Genomic DNA, 24,968 nt, shown 5'->3' on the forward strand with positions numbered 1-24,968 from the left:
CGGGTTCACACCACGGCGACGGCGTACACGGCGAAGCCGGCCGCCAGCGCCGCCACCGTGCCGCGCACCCGGGGCGCCGTCCGCCACGGTGCGTCGAAGTGGCGGGTGAGGCGGGCGACGGCGGCGAGGGACAGCGCGAAGACCGGCAGCCACGCCAGCCGTGCCACCAGCCAGGCCGGGCCGTCGGGCGCGGAGGTGAGGCCGCCGACGGTGCCCAGGGGCGAACTCGGCACCGCCACCGCGAGCATGGCCGTCTGGTGCCAGCAGAGGACGGTCATCGCGCACAGGTTGACGGCCACCACGGGCGCCCACAGCGCGGGCCTGCGCAGCAGCGCGGCCAGCCGGTCGCGGAGCAGGACCGCGGCGCCGCACTGGACGGCGGCCAGCGCGAGCACCAGCAGCGACGGCGGATGGGAGTTGGTCCGCGCCTCCCCGGGGACGCCCACCATCGACGCCGGGTAGTGGAAGACGAGCAGCAGCACCGCGAAGAGCGCCGCGCCCCCGCCGAGCAGCAGCGCCCCCGAGCGCCGCGAGAGCCGTCCCGTCCCCCAGGACACGCCGAGTTGGTAGGCGAAGAGCCAGCCGGGCAGCAGGTTCACCAGGCCGGTCCAGGCGGGGACGGCCGCCGCGAGGGGTCCGTACCGCAGGAAGTCGACGACGGCGACGGTGGCCAGGAGCGGGGCGGCGGCCCAGCCGCCCATGCGCGCGGCGGCCCGGACGCAGAGCGGGGTGAGCGCCGTGACGCCGGCGTACACGGCGACGAACCACAGCGGCTGGACGACGAGTACGGCCGACGTCCGCAGCGTGGCCCTCGGCACCCCGCTCAGGGCGAGCACCGGGATCAGCACGGCCCAGACGGCGGTCACCCCGAGCACCGGACGGCCCAGGCGGACCAGTCGGGCCCGCAGCCACAGCGCCGTGCTCTGCCCGCGCGCGAGCGCGCGGCGGTGGGAGTGCACCGAGGAAGCGCCGCCCACCAGGAAGAACAGGCCCAGGAGTTGGAGCGCCCAGCTGGCCGGTGCCAGGAGGGGCAGCGCGCCGAGCGGGCTGGCGTTGTGCAGCGCGCCGTCCGCGTCCCGGGTGAAGCCGCCGACCAGCCAGTGACCGGTGGGCACCGCGAGCAGCGCCAGGGCACGCAGCCCGTCCACGGCCCGGTCCCGGTCCGCCGGCGTCCGCGCGTCCACCGCGCGGGCGGCGGTCCGGAGCCGGGTGAGCAGGGCGGCGTCAGAGGCCATCGGTGCACCCCCGCGCCGCACAGTGCACCGCTTCGTACGAACCGAGCGTCACCGAGGCGAAGTTGGCGAGGGACGCCGTGCCGGGGCGGAGGTAGCCGGTGTGGCCCCGCGCGCCGTCGGCGGAGAGGACGCGCGCCCCGAAGCCGGGGTCGGTCGGCGCCGTTCCGTGCCCCAGCCCGAGGAGGCGGACGCCGGGGACGTGGCTGATCCAGTCGTCCTCCGCGCGCGCCGCCCACACCGGGACGGGGGTGCCGAGCGCGGCGGCGGAGCGGGCGCCCGTACCGGGGGAGCCGAACAGGACGAGGCCGGCGGCGTCTTCGGCGGTGACCGTGTGGGCGGCGGCGCCGCAGACCACCGAGCCGTAGCTGTGGCACAGCACCGTGGGCGCGGCGACGTCCGCGGCCGAGAGCCCGCGGAGGAAGCGGGCCAGCCGGGGCGCGCCCGCCTCGGCGAGCCGGGCCGTGGCCGCGTCGGGGCCCAGGCCCACCGGCGTGGTGTACCCGGTCCACGCGACGACGGCCGTACGGGCCCCGGCCCGGTGCTCCGTCGCACGGTGCAGGGATTGGGCCATTCCGGCCGGGGTGCCGTACCGGTTGGGCCCCCGGCGGTCGTAGGTGCCGAGGTCGATGTCCGAACCGGGCACGATCACGGCGGTGTGCCGTGCGGTGCTCAACTCCCCGTAGGCCTCGGCGACTTGGCCCCTTCCGCGCGGGTCGAAGGCGAGGATGCGGCGTCCGGGGGCCAGCAGCGAGGCGTAGCGCCGGACCGCGCTTCGGGCCTTGTGGCGTTCCTCCGTGCCGCGGGAGAGGTCCTCGGCGGTGGCCCGTGCGCGGCGCAGTGCGTTCCGCAGTGCGCTCCGGTTCGCCTCGTACCGCAGGCGGACGGGGGCGCCGTCCAGATTGCCGACGACGAGCGGGTGACGGTGGGCGAGGGCGTGCCGCTCGGTGCCGTCGAGCCGGGCGAAGTACGCCGCGACCCGCTCCGGCCGGGCCGTCGCCGGGTCGGGGAGCCGCTGCCCCGGTGAGCCCTCCGCGCGCCAGGCCGCGGTACCCGGCGGCGGCCCCGTGACGGCGGTCTGCGCCGAACCGGCCGCCCAGCCCGTTGTCCCCGTCACCGCGACGCATGCCAGCGCCACCGTGGCCAGGGTGCGCCTGAGACGCTTCGTCATCGTGCTGCTCCCTCCTGCGGCCGCCGGGGAATCCGGCCGCCGTGCGGAAGGGAGCGTGCGGTGACGAAGCGGTACGCCGCGTCACACCGGGGAGCCAACTCCCCACTGATACCGGGGTACTGGCCGGCCACCCGGCCTCCTCCCGGAGGGGGACCACCGGGCGTCGTCCCCGCGACGGAGCAACTCGCCGCACTCCACGAGGCGTTACCCCTCTCCCGGTGACACGAGCCCCGACTCGTAGGCGAAGACCACGGCCTGGGCCCGGTCCCGCAGACGGAGCTTGCCGAGGATGCGGCTGACGTGCGTCTTCACCGTCTGCTCGGCCAGGACGAGCGAGCCGGCGATCTCGATGTTGGACTGGCCCCGGGCGACCAGCACCAGCACCTCGGTCTCGCGTTCGGTGAGCCCGTTCAGCCGGAGCGCCTGCCCGGAGGGCGGGGCAGAGGGCCGCTGCCGGGCGAAGTCGGCGATCAGGCGCCGGGTGACGGACGGCGCCAGCAGCGCCTCGCCCTCGGCCACCACGCGGACGGCGGCGATGAGATCGGCCGGCGGCGCGTCCTTGAGCAGGAAGCCGCTGGCCCCGGCGCGCAGCGCCTCGTAGACGTAGTCGTCCAGATCGAAGGTCGTCAGCATCAGGACCTTGGGCCGGTGCGTCACACCGGGCGGCGGTTCGAGCAGTTCCCGTGCGGCCCGGAGCCCGTCCATCTCGGGCATCCGGACGTCCATGAGGACGACGTCGGGGTGCACCTGGCGGCTGACCTCCACGCCGCGCGCCCCGTCCGGTGCCTCCCCGACCACGTCGATGTCGGTCTGGGCGGCCAGCAGCGCGGCGAAGCCGGCCCGCACCATGGCCTGGTCGTCGACGATGATCACGCGCGTGGTCATGTGGCGGAGTGTTCCTTCCCGTTGGCGGGGATGCCGGCCGTGACGCGGAAACCGCCCTCCGGCAGCGGCCCCGCGTCGACGCTGCCGCCGACCAGCCGGACCCGTTCCCGCATGCCGACCAGCCCGTGGCCGGTGCCCGCCGTCTCCAGCGGGGCCTGCGGGGGCGCGGGCGAGGGCCCGTTGACGACGAGGACCCGCACGGAACCGGCGCCTCCGTCGTCACTCTCCTCGACCGTGACGCGGGTGGCGGCACCGGGAGCGTGCCGTACGACGTTGGCCAGCGCCTCCTGCACGATGCGGTACACCGACAGCTGCACCGTCTGCGGCAGCTCCGACAGGCCCTCCCCGACGGACAGTTCGGTGGGCACGCCGGCCCGTACCGTGGCCTCCACCAGCTGCGCCAGCCGGTCGAGCCCCGGCTGCGGCGCCCGCTCCCCGGACGCCTCCTCGCTCCGCAGGACGCCGAGCAGCCGGCGCATCTCGGACAGCGACTCCCGCGCGGTCTCCGCGATCGTGCCGAACTCCTCCCGCGCGGACGGCGGCAGACCGGCCAGACGGTAGGGCGCGCTGTCCGCCTGCACGGTGATGACGGACATGTGGTGCGCCACGACGTCGTGCAGTTCACGGGCGATGCGGGCGCGTTCCTCCAGCACCGTGCGCCGGGCCCGTTCGGCTTCGCTGATGGTCTCCTGCGCGGCCAGCCGCCGCTGTGCGTCGGCCCGTTCACGCAAGGAGGCGCCCAGCAGCAGCACCGCGCCGCTGAGGACGACCAGCAGGACGCCGGTGCCGTCGCCGCGGTCCTGCCCGACGAAGCCCAGGGCGACGGAGAGCGCCGCCGTCACCAGCCACACGGCGAGGACCGTACGGCGCCGCTCCCGCAGGGACAGCGCGAGGCACAGCGCGAGATAGCCCACGATCACCATCGGGGTCCACGGCCACGGACGGGCCGGTTCCAGCGACGATTTGAGCAGGACGAGGGCGCCGAGCAGATCGGCGGTGACCACGATCCACCAGGCGGGCAGCGGCCGTGTGACGGCCAGCAGCAGCGGCGCGCTCTGCGCCACGGCCAGCGCCCCCGCGAGCCCGCCGCCGACGCCGTACTCCCCGGCGAGCACCTGCGTGGTGACGGGGATCAGTGTGGCGACGAGGCCGACGGCGAGCACGTACGGCAGCAGCCGCAGCCAGGAGCGGGAGGAGCCGGAGAGGAGCGGTGCGGTGGAGCGCGCGGGGGTGGCGAGAGCGGCACCGAAGGTGCGCAGGCCCTCGCGCGCGGCGCGCCCCGCGCGGGCCCGTACGGGCGGGGGCGGAGCGTTCGGCGGGCCCGGAGGCGGAGGTGTGGTGGTCATCTCCGGGCCAGCGTAGGGCGCGGGCGCCCGCCCCGGCGTCCTGCCCGAGTACCGCTCGGCACCCCCTACGACGGTAGGGGGTGGACTACGGCTGCCCCGCTCCGGAGGAGCCGGAGCGAGGACGGGACGGAGACGCGGTCCGACCGGAGGGGGACGGGCAACGCTCAGAGTTCGGCGAGGAGTTCGGCCTTCTTCTCCGTGAATTCGTCGTCCGTGAGGAGCCCCGCCTCGTGCAGTTCGCCGAGGTGGCGGATCCTTTCAGCGATGTCGGCGGGATCGGGCCGCGCGGGCGGTCCCGCGGCGGCAGGAGCGGTGGCGGGCGCGGTCTCGCGGGCCGGCGCGGGCTCGGCTGCGCGTACGGCCTCCAGCACCGAAGCGGCGAACGGCAGCGACTCGTGCACCAGCCCGTACCCCAGCCCGAACACCACGGTGGCCGGGTCCCGGTCGACCTCGCCGGGGGCCTCGGTGCCCCGCACCCGCAGCCGCAGATGCCCGCCGGCGACCTCGGGGGAGCGCCAGTCCACGCCGTCCAGCTCGTCCACGGGGAAGGACTGGTCGCCCGCCTTCCACTTGGCCGAGGACGCGCCTGTCCAGAACCAGCGGAAGGAGACGGCCCGCCCGTCGAAGCTCGCCTTGCCGTCGTACGCCTTGAAGCTCAGCGGTGGTGGAGGCGCGGCGACCAGATGTCGTTCCGCGGGCTCGGCCGCGTACGGGCCGAGTACCGCGCGCAGTTCCGTCGCGTAGTACTCGGCGAGTGTCTCCCGCTCCGCCGGAAGGACCAGACGGTAGGGATCGTTGCCCTCCTTCAGCTGGCCCTCGGCCGCTTCCAGCAGGGGATCGGCGCCTGCGCGCGGTACGGCGCGCAGGACGACAGTGCCGCGTTTTCCTCCCGGCGAGAGCTCGACCGCGCTCAGCGCCTCGTACGGAATACGCCGCTCTCCGAGCACATGGAAGAGCTTCGGCGTGCGGATCCCCCGTTCGAAGCGGATGAGCACGGAGTCCGAGTCGAACTCCCAGGTGGAGTGAATTCCAGCCAGTACGTCACCCATGTGGGCCATCGTATGCAAGAGCCGCCCGCACGTCCCCCTTCATGGCGCGACGTGCGTCAATCAGTGGCGGCAGTGCAGTCCGGGTCGTCCGTGGCGCAGTCGACACCGGGGGACGAACCGACCCCGATGGCGGCGAAATTGGCCAGGCTTCCGGTCCCCGGAACGAAATATCCGGTGTGCCCGTCGGAGCCCTCGGCCGAGAGGCGGCGGGCGCCGAAGGCGGGGGAGACGGGGTCGGCGCCGTGTCCGAGACCGCCGAACTCCATGTGCGGCACGTCCGCGATCCAGTCGTCGTCGTCCCGCGTCGCCCACACCCGGGCCCGGGTGTCCAGCGCCTCGGCGCTGTCGGCCCGCATGCCGGGGCTCCCGGCGACGGCGATGTCGGTGACCCGCGGCGACAGGTCGTCGGCCGCGACGCCGCAGACCACCGAGCCGTAGCTGTGGCAGAACAGCGAGGCCCGCGAGGAGCCCGGCAGGTCGTCCCGCACGAAGTCGGTGAGCCGCTCCGCGCCGTCCTGCGCCATCTCACCGGAGGCGGCGTCCACCCCGAGCCCCACGGGAGCGGTGTAGTCGGCCCAGGCGACGGTGGCGGTACGGACGTCGGGACGCGTCTGGCGCTGTTCCTTCTGCAGCGACTTGGCCATGCCGACCGGCGCCGAGTAGGCGCGCTTGGACTTCTCGAACGTCAGCAGCTCGGTGTCCACACCCGGCACGACGACGGAGACCCGCTGGGCCTTGTCGAGGTCGCCGAAGACCTCGGCGGCGCGGCCGCGTCCCGTCGGGTCGAAGGCGAGGATCTGCCGGCCCGGCTTCAGCATCGACTCGAAGCGGTGCATCCGGCGCCCGGCCTTGTGCCGGCCGTCGTCGGTGAGCCGTTCGTCCGCCGTCCGCTTCCGCTCGGTGTCCCGCGCCTGTTCCAGCGCGGTGCGGTTGGCGTCGTAGCGCAGCTCGGTGGGGGCTCCGGAGAGGTTGCCCACGACGAGCGGATAGCGGTCGGCGAGGGTCTGCCGCTGGGCCGCCGTCAGGGAGTGGAAGAAGCGGGCGATGCCGCTCGCGGACTCCTCCACACCCGGCAGCGCACGGCCGCCGATGCTGCCCTTCTCCCACGCCTGCACCGCCGCCGCCCGTGGACCCTGGGCGCCGTCGTGCTTGCGGATGGCCGTCCAGCCGGTGGTGGCCAGCAGCACGAGGATCACCGCCAGCGTGAGCAGTACGCGCCAGGCGGTGATGCCGGTGCCGCCCTCGGAGGGGAAGCCGGACCCGGACAGGGGGTTGCCGAATGCGGAGAAGGAAGTCACTGAGGGGACACCCTAGGAGACGACGGCGCGTGTTCGGGCATCCGGTGAGCGGTCTCACGTTTCAGCGCGGGTAATTGGACCAAATCCGGCGTAAGTGCTGCGACTCGTGACGCTCCGCAGCCGTCGTGCGGGGAGCTTCCGTAGCGGTGCGTGCACGCCGGAGCGGCTTCCGTCGCGCCCCCGGCGCGGCTCCCGCTACGGCGCCGCCGGTGACGGGGAGCCCGGCCGGGACGTCCGCCAGTCCTCGCCGAGCGCGGGCGTCAGGTGGTCGACGTAGGACTCGACGCTGCGGCGGGCCGATTCGACGGTGATCTCGCCCGAGGCGCCCCAGCGGCGTCCCGCAGCGCGCATCACGCCGACGTAGGCGGCCACCAGGACGCGGGGGTGCGGGTCCTCGTCGAGGTCGACGCCCTCCCGGCGGGCGATCTCGGCGGCGAGCTGCTCCTCCATCTCCACCGAGTTCCGCAGGTGCGCGGCGACGAGCGAGGGGGTGGTCTCGATGATCTGCCACATCTGCATGTGGATCCGCAGCGGGACGATCTCCTGGATGGCCTCCCCGATGCTCTGCCAGGTCTCGTCGAGCGTGCGCCGCAGGACCTCGGCGGGGGGCTCGCCCGGCGGGCGCTCGCGGACGGCGGCCAGATACCGCTCGTCGATCAACGAGTGGAGGGCGAAGGCCACTTCCTCCTTGCTGGCGAAGTAGCGGAAGAAGGTGCGCTGCGAGACGTCCACCGCGTCGGCGATCTCGTCGACGGTGGTGGCGTCGTACCCCCGCGTGACGAACAGCTCCTGGGCGGCCCGGATGAGGGCGTCCCGAGTGCGCTGCTTCTTCCGTTCACGCAGTCCTGTCACAGCTGGTCACCCTCCGATCGATGCTGCTCACGATACCTGTGAGCCACCTGACACCTACCGACTAATAATTTGGTTTGTCAATTGTCAGTCGCTGTCATTAACCTCGCCGCATGAGCTCTCAGACCACCTCCGTCGCGGCAGAGGCGGACGGACCGCCACCGCCGCGGGACCGGGACATACCGAAGCGGGCCGGAGTACGCGGCCACCCCTGGCTGACGCTGGTGACGGTCGCCATCGGCGTCACGATGGTCGCCCTCGACGGCACGATCGTCGCCATCGCGAACCCGGCCATCCAGCGCGACCTCAACGCCTCGCTGGCCGACGTCCAATGGATCACCAACGGCTATCTGCTCGCCCTCGCCGTCGCCCTCATCACCGCGGGCAAACTCGGTGACCGCTTCGGCCACCGGCAGACCTTCCTCATCGGCGTCGTCGGCTTCTCCGCCGCCTCCGGGGCGATCGGTCTCGGCGGCAGCGTCTCCCTCGTCATCACCTTCCGGGTGCTCCAGGGGCTGTTCGGCGCCCTGCTGATGCCGGCGGCCCTCGGGCTGCTGCGCGCCTCGTTCCCGCCCGCGAAGCTCAACGCCGCCATCGGCATCTGGGGCGCCGTCATCGGCGCCTCGACGGCGGCCGGGCCGATCGTCGGCGGGCTCCTCGTCGAGCACGTCAACTGGGAATCGGTCTTCTACATCAACGTCCCCGTCGGCGTACTCGCCGTGGTGCTGGGGCTGTTCATCCTGCTCGACCACCGGGCGGAGAACGCCCCCAGGTCCTTCGACCTCCCGGGAATCGTGCTGCTGTCCGTGGCGATGTTCTGCCTCATCTGGTCGCTCATCAAGGCACCGGAATGGGGCTGGGGCGACGTCTCCACGCTGGCCTTCCTCGGCGGCGCGCTGCTGGCCTTCGTCCTCTTCGCCGTCTGGGAGAGCAAGGCCAGGGAACCGCTGCTCCCGCTGAGCATGTTCCGCTCGGTGCCGCTGAGCGCCGGAACGGTGCTCATGGTCCTCATGGCCTTCGGCTTCATGGGCGGCCTGTTCTTCGTCACCTTCTACCTGCAGAACGTGCACGGCATGAGCCCCGTGGACAGCGGCGTCCGGCTGCTGCCCCTGACGGCCATGATGATCGTCGGCTCCCCGCTGGCCGGTGCGGTCATCTCCCGGATCGGCCCGCGCTGGCCGCTGGTCGGCGCGATGGTCATCGCCTCCGTCGCGCTCTTCGGGCTCTCCAGTCTGGAGACCGACAGCAGCGCCCTGGTCACCGGCGTCTGGTTCGCGGTGCTGGGCCTCGGTCTCGCGCCGGTCATGGTCGGCGCCACCGAAGTCATCGTCGGCAACGCGCCGTTGGAGCATGCCGGCGTCGCGGGCGGACTCCAGCAGGCCGCCATGCAGGTCGGCGGCAGCCTCGGCACGGCCGTGCTCGGCGTCGTCATGGCCTCCCGCGTCGACTCCGTCTTCCCGGAGAAGTGGGCGGACGCCAAGCTGCCGCCGCTGCCGCCGGAGCAGGAGTCCGCGATCAAGGGCGCGGCCGAGGTCGGCGTCGCACCGCCGGCGCCGAAGGGCACCCCCGAGCAGATCGCCGACGCCATGACGGGCGTCGTGCACGGCTCGTTCATGTCCGGCATGGGCCTCGCCTTCACCTGCGCGGGCGTCATCGCCCTCGTCGGCGCGGCGGTCGCCTTCTTCACCAAGCGCGGCTCGAACGACGCGGGCCCGTCCGTCCACGTGTGACGGCCTCGCGGGTGGTCTGAACAGCGCGACCCGGGGCGGGTCGTACGGCGCCGAGCCGTACGGCCCGCCCCCACGGCTTTCCGGGGACGCCGCAGGTCAAGCAGGCCGTGCGGACGGGGCCGTCGGGCGGAGACGGGATGGGGGCGAGGACCGGTTCCCGTGGGGCGGAGGTCAACTCATCCTGATTACCCGCGAGTTGTGGACAACTCCGCCACCTGTCCCGGTGAAGAGCGCGGCAACCTCTTGGCGGCCCGCGCACGGCCGGACAAGCTGATCACAACGCCGGGCGGAACGGACGTCCCGGCACATCACGGGGGGAGTGTGATCGTCGTGTCCCGACGTATTCGGCCCATCAGGCGTTTCCTGTGCGTCCGGCCCGCGGGCATCCGCCGCGCCGTCCTGGCACTGGCCCTCGCGGCCGCCGGTACGGGCCTGACGGCGGCGGGCGGCCCCGCGACGGCCGCCGAGCCCAAGTCCGGCGAGCGGCTGGGGAAGTGCGCGGCGGGGCAGCTCTGCCTCTGGGAGCGCGCCGGCTTCAAGGGCGAGCACCGGGTGTACGAGCTGTCCGACGTCGACCTCGACACCTGCGTCCCGCTGCCGGACGGCGCCGCCGCCGAGTCCTTCGCCAACCGCACGGGCCGCTCCGTCACCGGGTACCAGAGCCGGGAGTGCGCCGAGACCGGCGACTTCAGCACGTACCCGAACGGCTCCTGGACGCCCCGGGCCGACTACCGGGTGCGGGCCGTCAAGGTCTGGGAGCACTGACATGCGCCCGCACACGCGTCGGGCCCCGGCCGGTGGCCGGGGCCCGGGCGGCCGGAGCGTCGTACCCGGGGTGTGTCCCCGGGCCGGCGCCCCGGCCCCCGCCGGGCGGGCCCGGGGAAGGGCCCGCTCCGGCAGTGGAACCGTCCGCTCAGGCGTCGCCGCCGGCCGCGCCCGGGTCGGCGGCGGACACGTCCAGCAGCTGGTAGCGGTCGATGGCCTGCTTCAGCGCGGAACGGTCGATCTTCCCCTCGCGCGCCAGCTCGGTCAGCACACCCAGCACGATCGACTGCGCGTCGATGTGGAAGAACCGCCGCGCCGCGCCCCGGGTGTCGGCGAAGCCGAACCCGTCCGCGCCGAGCGAGGAGTACGTCCCCGGCACCCAGCGGGCGATCTGGTCCGGCACCGAGCGCATCCAGTCCGAGACGGCCACCTTCGGGCCCTCCGCGTCCTGCAGCTTCTGCGTCACGTAGGGCACGCGCTGCTCCTCCTCGGGATGCAGCAGATTGTGCTCCTCGGCCGCCACCGCCTCACGGCGCAGCTCGTTCCACGACGTCGCCGACCAGACGTCGGCCCGTACGCTCCACTCCTCGGCGAGGATCCGCTGCGCCTCCAGCGCCCAGGGAAGGGCCACCCCGGAGGCGAGGACGTGCGCCCGGTGCGTTCCCGACTCGCCCTCGCTGTAGCGGTACAGCCCCTTGACGATGCCCTCGACGTCCACGTTCTCGGGCTCGGCGGGCTGGTGGATCGGCTCGTTGTAGACCGTCAGGTAGTAGAAGACGTCCTCGCCCTGCGGGTGTTCGGGCGTGGAGCCGTACATCCGGCGCAGGCCGTCCTTCACGATGTGCGCGATCTCGAAGCCGAACGCCGGGTCGTAGGCGACGGCCGCCGGGTTCGTCGAGGCCAGCAGCTGCGAGTGGCCGTCCGCGTGCTGGAGCCCCTCGCCGGTCAGCGTCGTACGGCCGGCCGTCGCGCCGAGCACGAAGCCGCGGGACAGCTGGTCGGCCATCTGCCAGAACTGGTCGCCGGTCCGCTGGAAGCCGAACATCGAGTAGAAGACGTAGATCGGGATCAGCGGCTCGCCGTGCGTCGCGTAGGCCGAGCCGGCGGCGATGGCGGCGGCGGTGCAGCCCGCCTCGGTGATGCCGTCGTGCAGCATCTGCCCGGTCGGCGACTCCTTGTAGGCCAGCAGCAGCTCCCGGTCCACGGACTCGTAGGTCTGCCCCAGCGGGTTGTAGATCTTCGCCGAGGGAAAGAAGGAGTCCATGCCGAAGGTGCGGTACTCGTCCGGCGCGATCGGCACGAACCGCTTGCCGATCTCCTTGTCCCGCATCAGGTCCTTCAGCAGCCGGACGAACGCCATGGTGGTGGCGATCTGCTGCTGCCCGGAGCCCTTGCGCACCGCGGAGTAGGCCTTGTCGTCCGGCAGGTTCAGCGGCTTCGCGCGGTTGACCCGCGTCGGCACGTAACCGCCCAGTTCCTTCCGGCGGTCGTGCATGTACTGGATCTCCTCCGAGTCCCGGCCCGGGTGGTAGTACGGCGGCAGGCCGGACTCCAGCTCCCGGTCCGGGATCGGCAGGTGCAGCCGGTCGCGGAAGCCCTTGAGGTCGTCGACGGTCAGCTTCTTCATCTGGTGGGTCGCGTTGCGGCCCTCGAAGTTCGGCCCGAGCGTCCAGCCCTTGATCGTCTGGGCGAGGATCACCGTCGGCTGGCCCTGGTGCTCCTTGGCCGCCTTGTACGCCGCGAACACCTTGCGGTGGTCGTGGCCGCCACGGCCCAGGTGCAGCAGCTGATCGTCCGTCATGTTCTCGGTCATGGCGCGCAGTCGCTGGTCGCCGCCGAAGAAGTGGTCGCGGATGTAGGAGCCGCTCTCGGTGGCGTACGTCTGGAACTGCCCGTCGGGCGTGGTGTTCAGCTTGTTGACGAGCACGCCGTCGCGGTCCTGCGCGAGCAGCGGGTCCCAGGAGCGGTCCCAGACCAGCTTGATCACGTTCCAGCCGGCGCCGCGGAAGTACGACTCCAGCTCCTGGATGATCTTCCCGTTGCCGCGGACGGGGCCGTCCAGCCGCTGGAGGTTGCAGTTGATGACGAAGGTGAGGTTGTCCAGACCCTCACGGGCGGCGAGGGACAGCTGGCCGAGCGACTCCGGCTCGTCCATCTCCCCGTCGCCGAGGAAGGCCCACACGTGCGACTTGGAGGTGTCGGCGATGCCGCGGGCCTCCATGTAGCGGTTCATCCGGGCCTGGTAGACGGCGCCGATCGGGCCCAGGCCCATCGACACCGTCGGGAACTCCCAGAAGTCCGGCATGGAACGGGGGTGCGGATAGCTCGACAGCCCGTCCACGCCCTTGCTCTTCTCCTGGCGGAATCCGTCGAGTTGGCCCTCGGTGAGCCGGTCCAGGAGGAAGGCGCGGGCGTAGATGCCGGGGGAGGCGTGGCCTTGGAAGAAGACCTGGTCCCCGCCGTCCCCCTCGTCCTTGCCGCGGAAGAAGTGGTTGAAGCCGACGTCGTAGAGCGAGGCCGAGGACGCGAAGGTGGCGATGTGTCCGCCCACTCCGATGCCGGGGCGCTGGGCACGGGAGACCATGACGGCCGCGTTCCAGCGCGTCGCGTTGAGGACCTTGCGCTCGATCTCCTCGTTGCCGGGGAAGAAGGGCTCGTCCTTGGTGGCGATGGTGTTGACGTAGTCCGTGCTGCGCATCTCCGGTACGGCGACGCGCTTCTCACGGGCTCGTTCGATGAGGCGGAGCATCAGATAGCGGGCACGTCCCCGGCCCCGCTCGTCGACAGCCGCGTCGAGCGAGTCGAGCCATTCCTGGGTCTCCTCGGGATCAAAGTCCGGGACCTGGCTGGGAAGGCCGCCAATGATGATCGGGTTGCGATCGGATCCGGAAGCCACGCTGTTCCTTCGCTGTTCGGTCTTGCGCTGACTGGTGTCGGGCCGCCTCCATCGTGGACCGCTGCCGCGCCCGCGTCACCTCTACGCGGAGGTAACTCGCGCCCCCGCGGGGAGAGTCGGAGCCCGCCGCGAGGACGCCGCGAGAAGCCGGGATCCGGCCCCGGTGAGGGACAGCGGTGAGGAAGGCGGCGAATCGCCACCATACGCGCATGAATGGTTTCGGGGTGTGTGCGTCGGCGCGATACCGGGCGCCTGCCCGAGGGGCCCGTCGCACATACCTCCGGGCCCGGGTGATCTGCTGTGACGTGCGAAGTGCCGGTACAAAGGGGCCGTGGCGCGGGTACAAAACCGGCGCATCCTGCCGGACCGCCGTGTACGAATCGTCAGTGATCGTGCATTGTGGGAGGAGAGGTCACCGTTTGGGCGGGCTGGGCGGCCGGGTACTTGCGCGATCCGCCCCGTCCGTGTGGACTACGCCCATTGCCCCGCGTGCGCGCGGGGCACAAGACATATTCCGGAAAGACGACAGGAGGCAATCCGTGAGCGCGACCGCGGACCACGCGGAGGAGCGGACCAACCCCGCCGCAAGGCTGGGTTTCAAGCCCGAGATGGTGGTCCAGGAGCTCGGTTACGACGACGACACCGAGCAGGCACTCCGTGAGGGAATCGAGGCCATCACGGGGACGGAACTCGTCGACGAGGACCACGACGACGTGGCCGACGCCGTGATTTTGTGGTTCCGCGACGAGGACGGCGACCTGACGGACGCGCTGGTGGACGCCACCACGTTGATCGACGCGGGTGCACCGGTCTGGCTGATGACGCCCAAGACGGGCCGTCCCGGGTACGTCGAGCCGAGCGAGATCGGCGAGGCGTCGCAGACGGCGGGTCTGGCCCAGACGAGCAACGTCAACGCGGGGAAGGACTGGACGGGCAGCCGCCTGGTCACCCCCAAGGGCCCCGGCAAGCGGTGACCCCGTCCGGGCGGCAGCCCCGACACGACAGGACATGACGACGTGCGCCCCCTTCGGCTCAGGCCGACGGGGGCGCACGTCGTTTCGTGCGGGGTGAAAGACTTGGCGGCGTCCCCGTCCCACGCCGCCCGGGCGGCCATGAGGGCGCGGGACGCTTACGGACATCTCTTCCAGAGAGGGGCTCAACACCCATGGCCATCGAGGTCGGCACCAAGGCTCCGGACTTCACGCTGAAGAACCAGCACGGCGAGGAGGTCGCGCTCTCCGACTTCCAGGGCAAGAAGGCAGTCGTGCTGCTCTTCTACCCCTTCGCCTTCACCGGTGTGTGCACCGGCGAGCTGTGCGCGCTCCGCGACGAGCTGCCCAAGTTCGTCAACGACGACGTCCAGCTGCTCGCGGTCTCGAACGACTCGCCCTTCGCGCTGCGCGTGTTCGCCGAGCAGGAGGGTCTCGAGTACCCGCTGCTGTCGGACTTCTGGCCGCACGGTGAGGCGTCCAAGGCGTTCGGCGTCTTCGACGAGGACAAGGGCTGCGCCGTGCGCGGCACCTTCATCATCGACAAGGAGGGCGTCGTGCGCTGGAACGTCGTCAACGGCCTCCCGGACGCGCGGGACCTGAACGAGTACGTGAAGGCGCTCGACACGCTCTGAGCGAACCGGCCGGCGGGCGGAACCCCTTTCCGGGATCCGCTCGTTGACCCGGCGACATCCGTACCACGGGGGGCACCCCGTGCTCCTTACGCAACGTATCCAGGAGGACTCGTGGGAGTCAGCCTCAGCAAGGGCGGCAACGTCTCGCTGACCAAGGAGGCCCCGAATCTGACCGCCGTGATCGTCGGTCTGGGCTGGGACGCCCGCACCACGACCGGGTCGGACTTCGACCTCGACGCCAGCGCCCTGCTGGCCAACGCCGAGGGCAAGGTCGGCAACGACCAGAACTTCGTCTTCTTCAACAACCTCACCAGCCCGGACGGTTCCGTCGAGCACACCGGCGACAACCTGACCGGTGAGGGCGACGGGGACGACGAGGTCGTCAAGGTCAACCTCGCCGGCGTCCCGGCCGATGTCGAGAAGATCGTCTTCCCGGTCTCCATCTACGAGGCCGAGACCCGGCAGCAGAGCTTCGGCCAGGTGCGCAACGCCTACATCCGCGTGGTCAACCAGGCGGACGGCAACGAACTGGCGCGCTACGACCTGTCCGAGGACGCCTCGACCGAGACCGCGATGGTCTTCGGTGAGCTCTACCGGCACGGCGCGGAATGGAAGTTCCGCGCGATCGGCCAGGGCTACGCCTCGGGTCTGCGGGGTATCGCACAGGACTTCGGGGTCAACGTCTGAGCGTCGATCCCGGAAGCCACCGGCGCCGCACACTTCCCGGTTCAGGCAGTGTGCGGCGCCTGGTCGTGTCGACACACTGGAAAACATCATCATCGGGGAGAGGAAGCGACGCATGGGGGTCACGCTCGCCAAGGGGGGCAATGTCTCGCTCTCGAAGGCCGCACCGAATCTGACGCGGGTGCGCGTCGGTCTCGGCTGGCGGCCCCGTTCCACGACCGGCGCGGCCTTCGACCTCGACGCCAGTGCGCTGCTGTGCGCCGGCGGCCGGGTGCTGGGTGACGAGTACTTCGTCTTCTACAACAACCTCACCAGCCCCGAGGGATCCGTCGAACACACCGGCGACGAGCTGGTCGGCGGCACCGAGGGCGAGGACGACGAGACCGTGCTGGTGGATCTGTCGGTGGTCCCCTCCCAGGTCGACAAGATCGTCTTTCCGGTCTCGATCCACGAAGCCGACAGCAGGCGGCAGACGTTCGGTCAGGTCACGGACGCGTACATCCGGGTCGTCAACAGTGACGACGATCAGGAGCTGGCGCGGTACGACCTGTCCGAGGATGCCTCCTCCGAAACCGCGATGATCTTCGGCGAGCTGTACCGGTACGGAGGGGAGTGGAAGTTCCGGGCAGTGGGCCAGGGGTACGCCTCGGGGCTGAGAGGCATCGCCCTAGACTTCGGAGTCGATGTCTCCTGAGTCCAACGCCACATCGTACGTAAACCGGATTGGGTAGCCCAGTGCTTCTGAGAACCTTCGGCTGGTCCTTCGGCGTCACCGTCGCCGGTCTGGCCTTCGCCGCCTTTGCCTGGGGATGGGAGGCGTTCGCTCTGGTGGCGATGCTCTCCATCCTGGAGATCTCGTTGTCCTTCGACAACGCGGTGGTCAACGCGGGCGTGCTCAAGAAAATGAACGCCTTCTGGCAGAAGATCTTCCTGACCATCGGCATTCTCATCGCCGTGTTCGGTATGCGGCTGGTCTTCCCGGTCGTCATCGTGGCCATCAGCGCCAAGGTGGGGCCGATCGAGGCCGTGCAACTGGCCCTGGACAACCCGGATCAGTACCAGCAGCTCGTCACGGACGCCCACCCGGCGATCGCCGCCTTCGGTGGCATGTTCCTGCTGATGATCTTCCTCGACTTCATCTTCGAGGAGCGCGAGCACAAGTGGCTGGCCTGGCTGGAGCGCCCGCTGGCCAAGCTCGGCAAGGTGGACATGCTGTCCGTCTGCATCGCGCTGATCCTGCTCCTCCTCTCCGCCATGTACCTCGCGACCGAGGCGCACCAGCACGGCGGTACGCACGCGGACAAGTCCGGCACCGTCCTGTTGTCCGGCATCGCGGGCCTCATCACGTACCTCATCGTGGGCGGGCTCTCCGGGCACTTCGAGAACAAGCTCGAAGAGGAGGAGGAGAAGGAACAGGAAGCCGAGGAGGCGGCCAAGCGCGCGGGCAAGGACCCGAGCATGGTCGGACTCGCGGGCAAGGCGGCCTTCTTCATGTTCCTGTACCTCGAAGTGCTGGACGCCTCCTTCTCGTTCGACGGTGTGATCGGCGCGTTCGCCATCACCAACGAGATCTTCTGGATGGCGCTGGGCCTCGGTATCGGTGCCATGTACGTCCGTTCGCTCACCGTGTACCTGGTCCGCCAGGGCACCCTGGACGACTACGTCTACCTGGAGCACGGCGCGCACTACGCGATCGGCGCCCTCGCGGTGATCCTCCTCGTCACCATCCGGTATGAGATCAACGAGGTCATCACCGGTCTGATCGGGGTGTGCCTGATCGCCGCCTCCTTCTGGTCCTCCGTGCGGCGCAACCGCAGGCTGGAGGCCGAGGGCGGCGACGGCGGAGACGGCGAGAAGCAGCCGGAACCCGTCAAGCAGGGCTGACGCGGGGCACACCGGCGGGACGGGAACGTCGTCCCGCCGGTGTGTCACCGGGGCCGGTTTGCGGAACGCTCCCAGCAGTTGGAGTACCCGGAGCAGGTGTTGAGTGGGGGTGCGTGATGGTCTCCCTCTGGGAGAACTGGCGGAACGGCGTGGGCATGGGGAGGCGCGGTCCGAAATTCGACACGGTCGGCGGGCCGAACACGTACGCCGTCGAACTGACCAAGCGCTATGCGTCGATCTCGCTGACGAAGCAGGGCGCCGACACGGGCAGCATGCGGGTCAACCTGTCCTGGCGGATGCGGAGTTCGGACCTGAACCGGAAGCCGAAGCGCGGTTCGCTGCGGCACCCGTTGCAGATGCTGAAGCCCGAGGTGGTGCAGACGCACACCCAGGGCGTGGTGAACGTCGACCTCGACCTGGCGTGCATGTACGAGATGGCCGACGGCACCAAGGGTGTGGTCCAGCCGCTCGGCGGCTTCCTCGGGGACCTGAACTCCCCGCCGTACGTGAAGCTGAGCGGGGACGACCGGTTCGGCTCACCCTCCGGTGAGTCCGTCTACGTCAACCTCGATCACAAGGACGACATCAAGCGCCTGCTGTTCTTCGTCTACATCTACGACGGAACGCCGGCCTTCGACCGTACGGACGCGCTCGTCACGCTGCACCCGAGCAACGGGCCGCGGGTCGAGGTCGCGCTGGACGAGCACGCGCCGCAGGCCCGTTCCTGCGCGGTGCTGCTCTTCGAGCACCAGAAGGGCGAGCTGATGGTCCGCCGCGAGGTGCGCTACGTCTACGGCTTCCAGGCGGAGCTGGACCGGCTGTACGGCTGGGGCCTGCAGTGGGGACGCGCGCTCAAGGAGGGCAGCGTCTGACCCGGGCACGCTGAGCCCCAACCTCCGCCGCGCACGGGCCGGTTGGGGACGGAAAGCGAAAGGGCGGCCGGTACGGATCGACGATCCGTACCGGCCGCCCTTTTTGGCGTGCCCCGTCAGCGGTTGACGAACTGCGGCCCCTGCGGCGGCAGCGTGAAGTTCGGGTCCGGCTGCGGATAGCCGTACGCGGGCTGCGGGTACCCGTACGCGGGCTGGGTGGCGGGCGGGTGCTGCGGCGGCTGCGGGTAGCCGTAGCCGGGCTGCGGCACCGCCTGCGTCGGCCCGTGCGCGTCGTACCCCGGTGCGGCCGCCGGCGGGGCGCCGGGCGGGCCGCCGACGGGTGCCCCGTGGCTGCCCTGCACCGTGAACGCCGCGGCGCCGGCCTGCGTCTCCGGCTGCGGACGCGGCTCGGGCTCCGGCCCCGGCGGTTCCGGTTCCGGTCCGGGCGGGCCCGGCGGGGGGCCGGGGGGCGGTCCGGGCGGCGGCCCCGGTACGGGACCGGGTTCGGGGCGCGGTTCCGGTACGGGCTCGGGCGGCGGGAAGTCGGGCTCCGGCGGCGGCTGCGGGATGCTGGCGGCGGGGACGGTGGCGTCCGGGTCCGCCTCGGGCGCGGGGGCTTCCCGGGGCTCCGCCGGGGCGTCCTCGCGGCCGCCGTCCGCGTCGCCCTCGACGGAGACGCCGAAGTGCGTGGCCAGGCCGAGGAGTCCGCTCTCGAAGCCCTGGCCCAGGGCGCGGAACTTCCAGCCGTCGCCGCGGCGGTAGAGCTCGCCGCACAGCATCGCCGACTCCGAGCCCGTCTCCGGCGCGATGTCGAAGCGGACCAGCGGCTCGTCCGGCACCGTGCCGTCGGCGCCGCGGCCGTAGAGCAGCAGGTGGAAGTCGCTCAGGCCGGCGAAGGTGCCGCCGTCGGCCGAGGCGGCGAGGACGACCCGCTCGACGCCGCCGTCGAGCTCGGCCGCGTCGACCTCCAGGGCGTCCGTGAAGCGGTCGCCCTCCTGGGCCTTGGCCAGGTGGCGCACCGGTTCGGTGGGGTGGTCGGGCTGGTTGTAGAAGACGAAGTCCGCGTCGGTGCGCACTCGGCCCGGCTCCCCGAGGAGCAGCGCCGAGGCGTCGACGTCGGGGGCCTCGGCTCCGGCCGACCAGCACAGAACGGCACGCACCGACGCCGTCTCCAGCTGGATGTTCGACCCTTTGACCATGGCGTGCGTCATGGCTTCATCCTGCCCTCCGGGCGCGCTCCGCGACAACGCGGGGCCCGCCGTGTGTACGCGGAGGTAACTTCACGTTCACCCCATGCGGAACTCTTGTCCGGGTCTCGTACGTACGATAAGTGGCTGGTTCTCGCCCAGGCATCGGTGCCGGGCGGAGCAGCGCGAGCAGAGACGGCCCGGTCGGTCAGGGCAGGATGTGGGGACGGGCTTTCATGCGGCACTTCGGCCATCTGTCGTCCGCGGACAGGCGGGCGCTCTTCCATAAGGAGCCGGTGGAGTTCACCGCCGACTCCCCGGCGGACACCCTCGCCGTCGCGCTCGGCGCCACCCTCTACAGCCCCGCCACCCGCGAGCACCTCGCCGCCGGTGTCCTCAAGCAGGCCAGGTGCGGGGTGGTGTCGATGGTGCTCTGCCTGGAGGACTCGATCGACGACGCCGAGGTCGCGGCGGCCGAGGAGAACCTCGTGCGGCAGTTCGGGCTGCTGGGCGCGGCGGCCGAGGAGGGCGAGGCCCTGCCGCTGCTGTTCGTCCGCGTCCGCGCCCCGGAGCAGGTCGGCGACCTCGTCCGGCGGCTGGGTCCGGCCGCGCGGCATCTGACGGGATTCGTGCTGCCGAAGTTCACCGAGGAGCGGGGGATTCCGTTCCTGGAGGCGGTGGCCGCGGCCGAAGCGGCGCACGGGCGGCCGCTGTTCGCGATGCCCGTCCTGGAGTCGCCCGGGCTGCTGCACCTGGAGACCCGCGCGGGCACGCTGGACGGGATCGCCCGCACGGTGGACAAGTACCGGGACCGGGTGCTCGCGCTGCGCCTCGGCGTGACGGACTTCTGCTCGGCGTACGGCCTGCGTCGTACGCCGGAGATGACGGCGTACGACGTGCAGCTCGTCGCCTCCGTCATCGGGGACGTCGTCAATGTGCTGGGGCGCGCGGACGGCACCGGGTTCACCGTCACGGGGCCGGTGTGGGAGTACTTCCGGCTCCAGGAACGCATGTTCAAGCCCCAGTTGCGGCAGAGCCCGTTCCGGGGCCGGGCCGAGGAGCTGCGCGCCGCGCTCATCGACCACGACCTGGACGGGCTGTTGCGCGAGGTCGAACTGGACCGCGCCAACGGGCTGTTGGGCAAGACCTGCATCCACCCCTCGCACGTCCAGCCCGTGCACGCGCTCTCCGTGGTCAGCCACGAGGAGTACAGCGACGCGAGCGATCTGCTCTGCCCGGAGCGGAGCGGCGGCGGAGTGCTGCGTTCCGCGTACACGAACAAGATGAACGAGGTGAAGCCGCACCGCGCGTGGGCGGAACGGACGCTGCGGCGGGCCGAGCTGTTCGGCGTGGCACGGGAGGGCGTCGACTTCGTCGACCTGCTCGCGGCCGGCACCTCGGCCGTCGCCCGGAGCCCGGTCTGACGCCGGGCGGGTGAACGGGCGGACGGGCACAGGCACTTCGAGCACAGGCACAGGCGGATGCGGACAGACGTGAACGACGGCGGGGCCACGGCCCCGGGGGACGACGAGCGACAGATGAGCGATGCGGTGTGGTCCGGCGACTGGGTCGCCGAACGGCTGGGCGTGGAACTCGCCGGTGACGGGCTGAAGGATCTGCTGGGGCTCGCGCTCCGGCGCAACCCCCGGCGCGCGCACCTGCTGGTGTCCCAGGTGCTCGGCAAGCACGTGCCGCAGCGTCCCGGCACCGTGCACGGCGCGGGCCACGGGCTCGGCGCGCGGGTGCGGGCCCTGCTCGGGGAGGCGCGGGCACGGCGGGCGGTGGTGCTCGGGTACGCGGAGACCGCGACCGGGCTGGGGCACAGCGTCGCCGACGGCATCGGGGGCGTCCCCTACCTGCACTCGACGCGGCGCCCCGTGCCGGGCACGCGTCCCGTCGGCGGGTTCGAGGAGGAGCACAGCCACGCGACCTCGCACCTGCTGCTGCCCGAGGACCCCGGACTGCTGGGAGGCGAGGGCCCGTTGGTGCTCGTCGACGACGAGTTCTCCACCGGCAGGACGGTGCGCAACACCATCGCCGCGCTCCACCGGCGCCATCCGCGCGCGCACTACGTCGTGGTCGCGCTGGTCGACATGCGCTCCGCCCGGGACGTCGCGGACCTGGACGCCTTCGCGGCGGAGCTCGGCGCCCGGCTCGACGTCGTCTCCCTCGCGGCGGGACGCGTCACGCTCCCCGGGGACGTACTGGAGCGGGGACGGCGGCTGGTGGCGGAAGCGGAATCCGCAGCGGAGGCCGGGGGAGACACACCGGCCGAGGCCGTACGGGTCGGCCTGCGCTGGCCCGAGGGGCTTCCGGACGGCGGCCGGCACGGGTTCACCCCGGCGCACCGCGAGCGGCTGGAGGCCGCGCTCCCGGACCTGGCCGCCCAGCTGGCCGGGGCGCTGGCCGCGCGGGGAGTCACCGAGGGCGCGGGACGTGCGCCGCGCGTGCTCGTACTCGGCAGCGAGGAGCTGATGTACGTCCCCATGCGGCTGGGCTGCGCCCTGGAGGAGCAGCTCGGGGACCGCGCCGAGGTGCGCTTCTCGACCACCACCCGCTCACCGGTGCTCGCCGTCGACGACCCCGCGTACGCCATCCGCACCGCGCTCACCTTCCCCGCGCACGACGCGCCCGCCGACGGCCCCGGTGACCGGTACGCCTACAACATCGCGCCCGGGGCCGAGGCGGCGCGCCGGTTCGACGCCGTCGTCGCCGTGGTCGACTCGGCCGGCGACACCCCCGAACTCCACGCTCCCGGCGGCCTGCTGGCCCGCCTGGCCCCGCACACGGACACCCTGCTGCTCGCCACCGTCCCGTCCTACACGCCGGAACCGGAACCGGAAGCGGAAGCCGGTCCGGGGTCCCGACTCCCGGAGCCGCTCCGCGGCCCCCGCTTCTCCTCGTACGCGCCCGAGGACGTCGGCTGGCTGCTCCAGGACGTCTCGGAGGTGACGCTGGAGGCGCCGACGGAGGAGCGGGAGGAGGCCATCCAGAACGGCGGCGCGCACTACGCGGAGTCGCTCCCCGTCGAGTACCAGCCGAGCGCCGAGTACCAGCGGCTCTTCCACAGCGCCCTCGACGACGCGGCGGCCCGCATCGCCCGCGCCGTCGGCACCGTCACCGAGACGGTGCTGGCCGAGCGCGGCCCCCGCCCCGTGCTGGTGTCGCTGGCCCGCGCGGGCACACCCGTCGGCGTGCTCATGCGGCGCTGGGCCCAGCAGGTGCACGGGCTCCGGCTCCCGCACTACGCCGTCTCGATCGTGCGCGGCCGGGGCATCGACACCACCGCGCTGCGCTGGCTCGCCGCCCACCACGACCCGGCCGACGTCGTCTTCGTCGACGGCTGGACGGGCAAGGGCGCCATCACCCGGGAGCTGGCCGAGGCCCTCGCCCCGTACCCGGGCTTCGACCCGGAGCTCGCCGTACTCGCCGACCCGGGCGGCTGCGTGCGCACCTACGGCACCCGCGAGGACTTCCTCATCCCCTCCGCCTGCCTCAACTCGACCGTCTCCGGGCTGATTTCGCGCACCGTCCTGCGGGAGGGGCTGGTCGGCCCGGACGACTTCCACGGCGGCAAGTTCTACCGCGAGCTCGCCGGGTCCGACGTCTCCGGGCTCTTCGTCGACACCGTCGCCGCCCGCTTCGAGGAGGTACGCGCGTCCGCCGCCGCCGATTCCGCCGCCCTGCGCGCCGCCGACCGCGAGCCGACCTGGGCGGGCTGGCGGGCCGTCGAACGGATCAGTGAGGAGTACGGCATCGGCGACGTCAACCTCGTCAAACCGGGGGTCGGCGAGACCACCCGCGTCCTGCTGCGCCGCGTCCCGTGGAAGATCCTCGCGCGCAGGGGAGCGGGCAGCGACCTGGACCACGTACGACTGCTGAGTGAGCAGCGCGGAGTACCTGTGGAGGAGACCGACGACCTGCCGTACAGCTGCGTCGGCCTCATCCACCCCCGCTACACCAGGGGCGCCACCGGCGCGGACGGAAAGGCTGTCGCATGACCGGCACCACCCCCGGCGTCTTCGCCAGCGACCTCGACCGCACCCTCGTCTACTCCGCCGCCGCGCTGCACCTCACCGGCCCCGACGCCGAGGCGCCGCGCCTGCTCTGCGTCGAGGTGTACGAGGGCAGGCCGCTGTCGTACATGACGGAGACCGCCGCGCGGCTGCTGGCTGATCTGGCCCGGCGGACCGTCTTCGTCCCCGCCACCACCCGCACCCGCGCCCAGTACCGGCGCATCCGGCTGCCGGGCCCGCCGCCCCGCTACGCGGTCTGCGCCAACGGCGGGCACCTGCTCGTCGACGGCGAGTCCGACCCCGGCTGGCACGCGCGGGTACGCGCCCGCCTCGCGGACTGCGCCCCGCTCGACGAGGTACGCGCCCGGCTGCGCCGCGACGCCGAGGCGGAGGGCTGGCTACTCAAGGACCGCGTCGCCGAGGACCTGTTCGCGTACCTCGTCATCGACCGCGAGAAGCTGCCCGCCGGCCGGGTGCGCGAGCTGGCCGCCTGGGCGGAACCGCGCGGCTGGACGGTCTCGCTCCAGGGCCGCAAGCTGTACGCCGTCCCGCGTCCGCTCACCAAGAGCGCCGCCGTCGCCGAGGTCGCCCGCCGGGTCGGCGCCCCCGCGACCTGCGCCGCGGGCGACTCGCTGCTCGACGCCGACCTGCTGCTCGCCGCCGACAGCGGCTGGCGCCCGGGCCACGGCGAACTCGCCGACAGCGGCTGGGCGGCACCGCACGTCACGGCGCTGGCCGAGCGCGGAGTCGCGGCGGGCGAACGCATCCTCCGGCTGGCCGCGGCGGCCGTCGACGGTTCCGAGCCGGCCGCCGTCAGGGTTCCCTGATCCGGCCGCGGCCGAGGATGCGCTGCTGGTCACGGTCGTGCCGGCGGGCGGCGAGCGCGGCCCGCCGCTCCCGCTCGGCCTGTTCCGGGTGCCGGCTGCGCCAGTACGGGTTGTCGTGCGGCAGGGCGCTGCCGACCCGCCCGTACATCCCGAAGATCAGCAGCAGCACGCCGACGACGAAGCTGAACAGCACGTTCTGGATGCGGAACGCCAGGAAGTTGAGCCCCGTCTCCAGCAGCGCCAGGTTGACGAAGCCGCTGAGCAGGAAGCCGATGGCCAGCACGATGTTCAGCGAGGAGGCGAAGTTCCCGCCGCGCAGCATCCCGAGGAAGAGCAGCGCGCCGACGACGATGGACAGAACGCTCAGCGCCCCGTTGGTGTTCAGCCCGGCCACCGTGTCGCCCTGGGTGTCGAAGAACCCGATCCGGTCGACGAGCCCGAGCACACCGAACGCGAGCAGCACCAGCCCCATCAGCCCCGCACCGACCCGGTAGACCTTGCTCAGCCGGTGATCGACGGGCAGGTGCTCGTCCAGCACCGCGCGGGTACGGCGCGGCCGCGGCCGCGCGTGACGTGCGCGGGACGGAGGAAGTGCGCCGGTGGCAGCCATGATCAGCCCTCCTTGGCAGGGGCCCCGTCCTGCCCAGGATCAG

Annotated in this window: 21 protein-coding genes; 11 read left to right on the top strand and 10 right to left on the bottom strand. The window is 72.2% G+C overall.

Annotated features, from left to right (window positions below; genetic code table 11):
* Positions 1-5: 5 nt before the first annotated feature.
* From HCC30_RS18675 to HCC30_RS18705, 7 genes are all read right to left on the bottom strand, one after another.
* Entirely contained in the window at positions 6-1,235 is a 1,230-nt protein-coding gene (locus tag HCC30_RS18675; RefSeq protein ID WP_169443730.1) for an acyltransferase, read from the bottom strand.
* The gene (locus HCC30_RS18680; protein ID WP_206323994.1) at positions 1,225-2,403 is read right to left on the bottom strand and encodes an alpha/beta hydrolase; all 1,179 of its coding nucleotides are present in this window, start codon (positions 2,401-2,403) and stop codon (positions 1,225-1,227) included. The genes HCC30_RS18675 and HCC30_RS18680 overlap by 11 nt, the downstream gene beginning before the upstream one ends.
* 204 nt (positions 2,404-2,607) lie before the next feature.
* Positions 2,608-3,288: a response regulator transcription factor gene (locus HCC30_RS18685; RefSeq protein WP_169443731.1), complete on the bottom strand. Its 681-nt coding sequence runs from the start codon at positions 3,286-3,288 to the stop codon at positions 2,608-2,610.
* Complete coding sequence (locus HCC30_RS18690; protein ID WP_169443732.1) at positions 3,285-4,634, bottom strand: sensor histidine kinase; 1,350 nt, start codon at positions 4,632-4,634, stop codon at positions 3,285-3,287. Before HCC30_RS18690 ends, HCC30_RS18685 begins: the two co-directional genes overlap by 4 nt.
* Positions 4,635-4,798: 164 nt before the next feature.
* Positions 4,799-5,683: a DUF4429 domain-containing protein gene (locus tag HCC30_RS18695; RefSeq protein WP_169443733.1), complete on the bottom strand. Its 885-nt coding sequence runs from the start codon at positions 5,681-5,683 to the stop codon at positions 4,799-4,801.
* A gap of 56 nt (positions 5,684-5,739) precedes the next feature.
* Complete coding sequence (locus tag HCC30_RS18700) at positions 5,740-6,981, bottom strand: alpha/beta hydrolase (protein ID WP_169443734.1); 1,242 nt, start codon at positions 6,979-6,981, stop codon at positions 5,740-5,742.
* A 195-nt stretch (positions 6,982-7,176) separates the two neighbouring features.
* Positions 7,177-7,833, bottom strand: coding sequence for a TetR family transcriptional regulator (locus tag HCC30_RS18705; protein ID WP_169443735.1), 657 nt, complete (start codon positions 7,831-7,833; stop codon positions 7,177-7,179).
* 110 nt (positions 7,834-7,943) lie between these two features.
* On the opposite strand from HCC30_RS18705, the gene HCC30_RS18710 reads away from it, so the two are divergent.
* The gene (locus HCC30_RS18710; protein WP_169443736.1) at positions 7,944-9,560 is read left to right on the top strand and encodes an MFS transporter; all 1,617 of its coding nucleotides are present in this window, start codon (positions 7,944-7,946) and stop codon (positions 9,558-9,560) included.
* A gap of 432 nt (positions 9,561-9,992) precedes the next feature.
* Entirely contained in the window at positions 9,993-10,325 is a 333-nt protein-coding gene (locus tag HCC30_RS18715; RefSeq protein ID WP_240979714.1) for a peptidase inhibitor family I36 protein, read from the top strand.
* A gap of 148 nt (positions 10,326-10,473) precedes the next feature.
* On the opposite strand, the gene aceE is transcribed toward HCC30_RS18715, so the two are convergent.
* The gene (gene aceE, locus HCC30_RS18720; RefSeq protein ID WP_169443737.1) at positions 10,474-13,221 is read right to left on the bottom strand and encodes a pyruvate dehydrogenase (acetyl-transferring), homodimeric type; all 2,748 of its coding nucleotides are present in this window, start codon (positions 13,219-13,221) and stop codon (positions 10,474-10,476) included.
* A gap of 539 nt (positions 13,222-13,760) precedes the next feature.
* Between aceE and HCC30_RS18725 the strand changes: the two genes are divergently transcribed.
* The 6 genes from HCC30_RS18725 (at position 13,761) to HCC30_RS18750 (ending at position 18,285) form a co-directional block, all read left to right on the top strand.
* Positions 13,761-14,195 carry a DUF3052 domain-containing protein gene (locus HCC30_RS18725; RefSeq protein WP_169443738.1) on the top strand — a complete coding sequence of 145 codons (435 nt, stop codon included), beginning with the start codon at positions 13,761-13,763 and terminating at the stop codon, positions 14,193-14,195.
* A gap of 191 nt (positions 14,196-14,386) precedes the next feature.
* Positions 14,387-14,845 carry a peroxiredoxin gene (locus tag HCC30_RS18730; protein ID WP_169443739.1) on the top strand — a complete coding sequence of 153 codons (459 nt, stop codon included), beginning with the start codon at positions 14,387-14,389 and terminating at the stop codon, positions 14,843-14,845.
* A gap of 111 nt (positions 14,846-14,956) precedes the next feature.
* A complete protein-coding gene (locus tag HCC30_RS18735) occupies positions 14,957-15,532 on the top strand; it encodes a TerD family protein (protein ID WP_169443740.1) in 576 nt (191 codons plus the stop codon).
* 112 nt (positions 15,533-15,644) lie between these two features.
* Positions 15,645-16,223, top strand: a complete 579-nt coding sequence (locus tag HCC30_RS18740) for a TerD family protein (protein WP_169443741.1) — start codon at positions 15,645-15,647, stop codon at positions 16,221-16,223.
* A 41-nt stretch (positions 16,224-16,264) separates the two neighbouring features.
* Positions 16,265-17,413 carry a DUF475 domain-containing protein gene (locus HCC30_RS18745; RefSeq protein WP_169443742.1) on the top strand — a complete coding sequence of 383 codons (1,149 nt, stop codon included), beginning with the start codon at positions 16,265-16,267 and terminating at the stop codon, positions 17,411-17,413.
* A 116-nt stretch (positions 17,414-17,529) separates the two neighbouring features.
* On the top strand, positions 17,530-18,285 hold the full coding sequence (locus HCC30_RS18750; protein WP_169443743.1) for a Tellurium resistance: 756 nt from the start codon (positions 17,530-17,532) through the stop codon (positions 18,283-18,285).
* 116 nt (positions 18,286-18,401) lie between these two features.
* On the opposite strand, the gene HCC30_RS18755 is transcribed toward HCC30_RS18750, so the two are convergent.
* On the bottom strand, positions 18,402-19,496 hold the full coding sequence (locus tag HCC30_RS18755; RefSeq protein ID WP_169443744.1) for a TerD family protein: 1,095 nt from the start codon (positions 19,494-19,496) through the stop codon (positions 18,402-18,404).
* 212 nt (positions 19,497-19,708) lie between these two features.
* Between HCC30_RS18755 and HCC30_RS18760 the strand changes: the two genes are divergently transcribed.
* From HCC30_RS18760 to HCC30_RS18770, 3 genes are all read left to right on the top strand, one after another.
* Positions 19,709-20,896, top strand: a complete 1,188-nt coding sequence (locus HCC30_RS18760) for an HpcH/HpaI aldolase/citrate lyase family protein (RefSeq protein ID WP_169443745.1) — start codon at positions 19,709-19,711, stop codon at positions 20,894-20,896.
* Positions 20,897-21,010: 114 nt separating this feature from the next.
* On the top strand, positions 21,011-23,473 hold the full coding sequence (locus HCC30_RS18765) for a phosphoribosyltransferase (protein WP_240979693.1): 2,463 nt from the start codon (positions 21,011-21,013) through the stop codon (positions 23,471-23,473).
* Positions 23,470-24,315, top strand: a complete 846-nt coding sequence (locus HCC30_RS18770; protein ID WP_169443747.1) for an HAD family hydrolase — start codon at positions 23,470-23,472, stop codon at positions 24,313-24,315. The genes HCC30_RS18765 and HCC30_RS18770 overlap by 4 nt, the downstream gene beginning before the upstream one ends.
* On the opposite strand, the gene HCC30_RS18775 is transcribed toward HCC30_RS18770, so the two are convergent.
* On the bottom strand, positions 24,302-24,925 hold the full coding sequence (locus HCC30_RS18775) for a DUF4383 domain-containing protein (RefSeq protein WP_169443748.1): 624 nt from the start codon (positions 24,923-24,925) through the stop codon (positions 24,302-24,304). The two genes, HCC30_RS18770 and HCC30_RS18775, sit on opposite strands and share 14 nt — an antisense overlap.
* Between the last annotated feature and the right edge of the window lie 43 nt (positions 24,926-24,968).

Source organism: Streptomyces sp. HNM0574, assembly GCF_012726235.1.
Taxonomy (GTDB): domain Bacteria; phylum Actinomycetota; class Actinomycetes; order Streptomycetales; family Streptomycetaceae; genus Streptomyces.

What these genes read in the sequence shown, in the direction of transcription:
- HCC30_RS18675 (WP_169443730.1), bottom strand. Translation starts at nt 1,235, where the DNA reads ATGGCCTCTGACGCCGCCCTGCTCACCCGGCTCCGGACCGCCGCCCGC.
- HCC30_RS18680 (WP_206323994.1), bottom strand. Translation starts at nt 2,403, where the DNA reads ATGACGAAGCGTCTCAGGCGCACCCTGGCCACGGTGGCGCTGGCATGC.
- HCC30_RS18685 (WP_169443731.1), bottom strand. Translation starts at nt 3,288, where the DNA reads ATGACCACGCGCGTGATCATCGTCGACGACCAGGCCATGGTGCGGGCC.
- HCC30_RS18690 (WP_169443732.1), bottom strand. Translation starts at nt 4,634, where the DNA reads ATGACCACCACACCTCCGCCTCCGGGCCCGCCGAACGCTCCGCCCCCG.
- HCC30_RS18695 (WP_169443733.1), bottom strand. Translation starts at nt 5,683, where the DNA reads ATGGGTGACGTACTGGCTGGAATTCACTCCACCTGGGAGTTCGACTCG.
- HCC30_RS18710 (WP_169443736.1), top strand. Translation starts at nt 7,944, where the DNA reads ATGAGCTCTCAGACCACCTCCGTCGCGGCAGAGGCGGACGGACCGCCA.
- HCC30_RS18730 (WP_169443739.1), top strand. Translation starts at nt 14,387, where the DNA reads ATGGCCATCGAGGTCGGCACCAAGGCTCCGGACTTCACGCTGAAGAAC.
- HCC30_RS18740 (WP_169443741.1), top strand. Translation starts at nt 15,645, where the DNA reads ATGGGGGTCACGCTCGCCAAGGGGGGCAATGTCTCGCTCTCGAAGGCC.
- HCC30_RS18750 (WP_169443743.1), top strand. Translation starts at nt 17,530, where the DNA reads ATGGTCTCCCTCTGGGAGAACTGGCGGAACGGCGTGGGCATGGGGAGG.
- HCC30_RS18755 (WP_169443744.1), bottom strand. Translation starts at nt 19,496, where the DNA reads ATGACGCACGCCATGGTCAAAGGGTCGAACATCCAGCTGGAGACGGCG.
- HCC30_RS18760 (WP_169443745.1), top strand. Translation starts at nt 19,709, where the DNA reads ATGCGGCACTTCGGCCATCTGTCGTCCGCGGACAGGCGGGCGCTCTTC.
- HCC30_RS18765 (WP_240979693.1), top strand. Translation starts at nt 21,011, where the DNA reads ATGAGCGATGCGGTGTGGTCCGGCGACTGGGTCGCCGAACGGCTGGGC.
- HCC30_RS18770 (WP_169443747.1), top strand. Translation starts at nt 23,470, where the DNA reads ATGACCGGCACCACCCCCGGCGTCTTCGCCAGCGACCTCGACCGCACC.
- HCC30_RS18775 (WP_169443748.1), bottom strand. Translation starts at nt 24,925, where the DNA reads ATGGCTGCCACCGGCGCACTTCCTCCGTCCCGCGCACGTCACGCGCGG.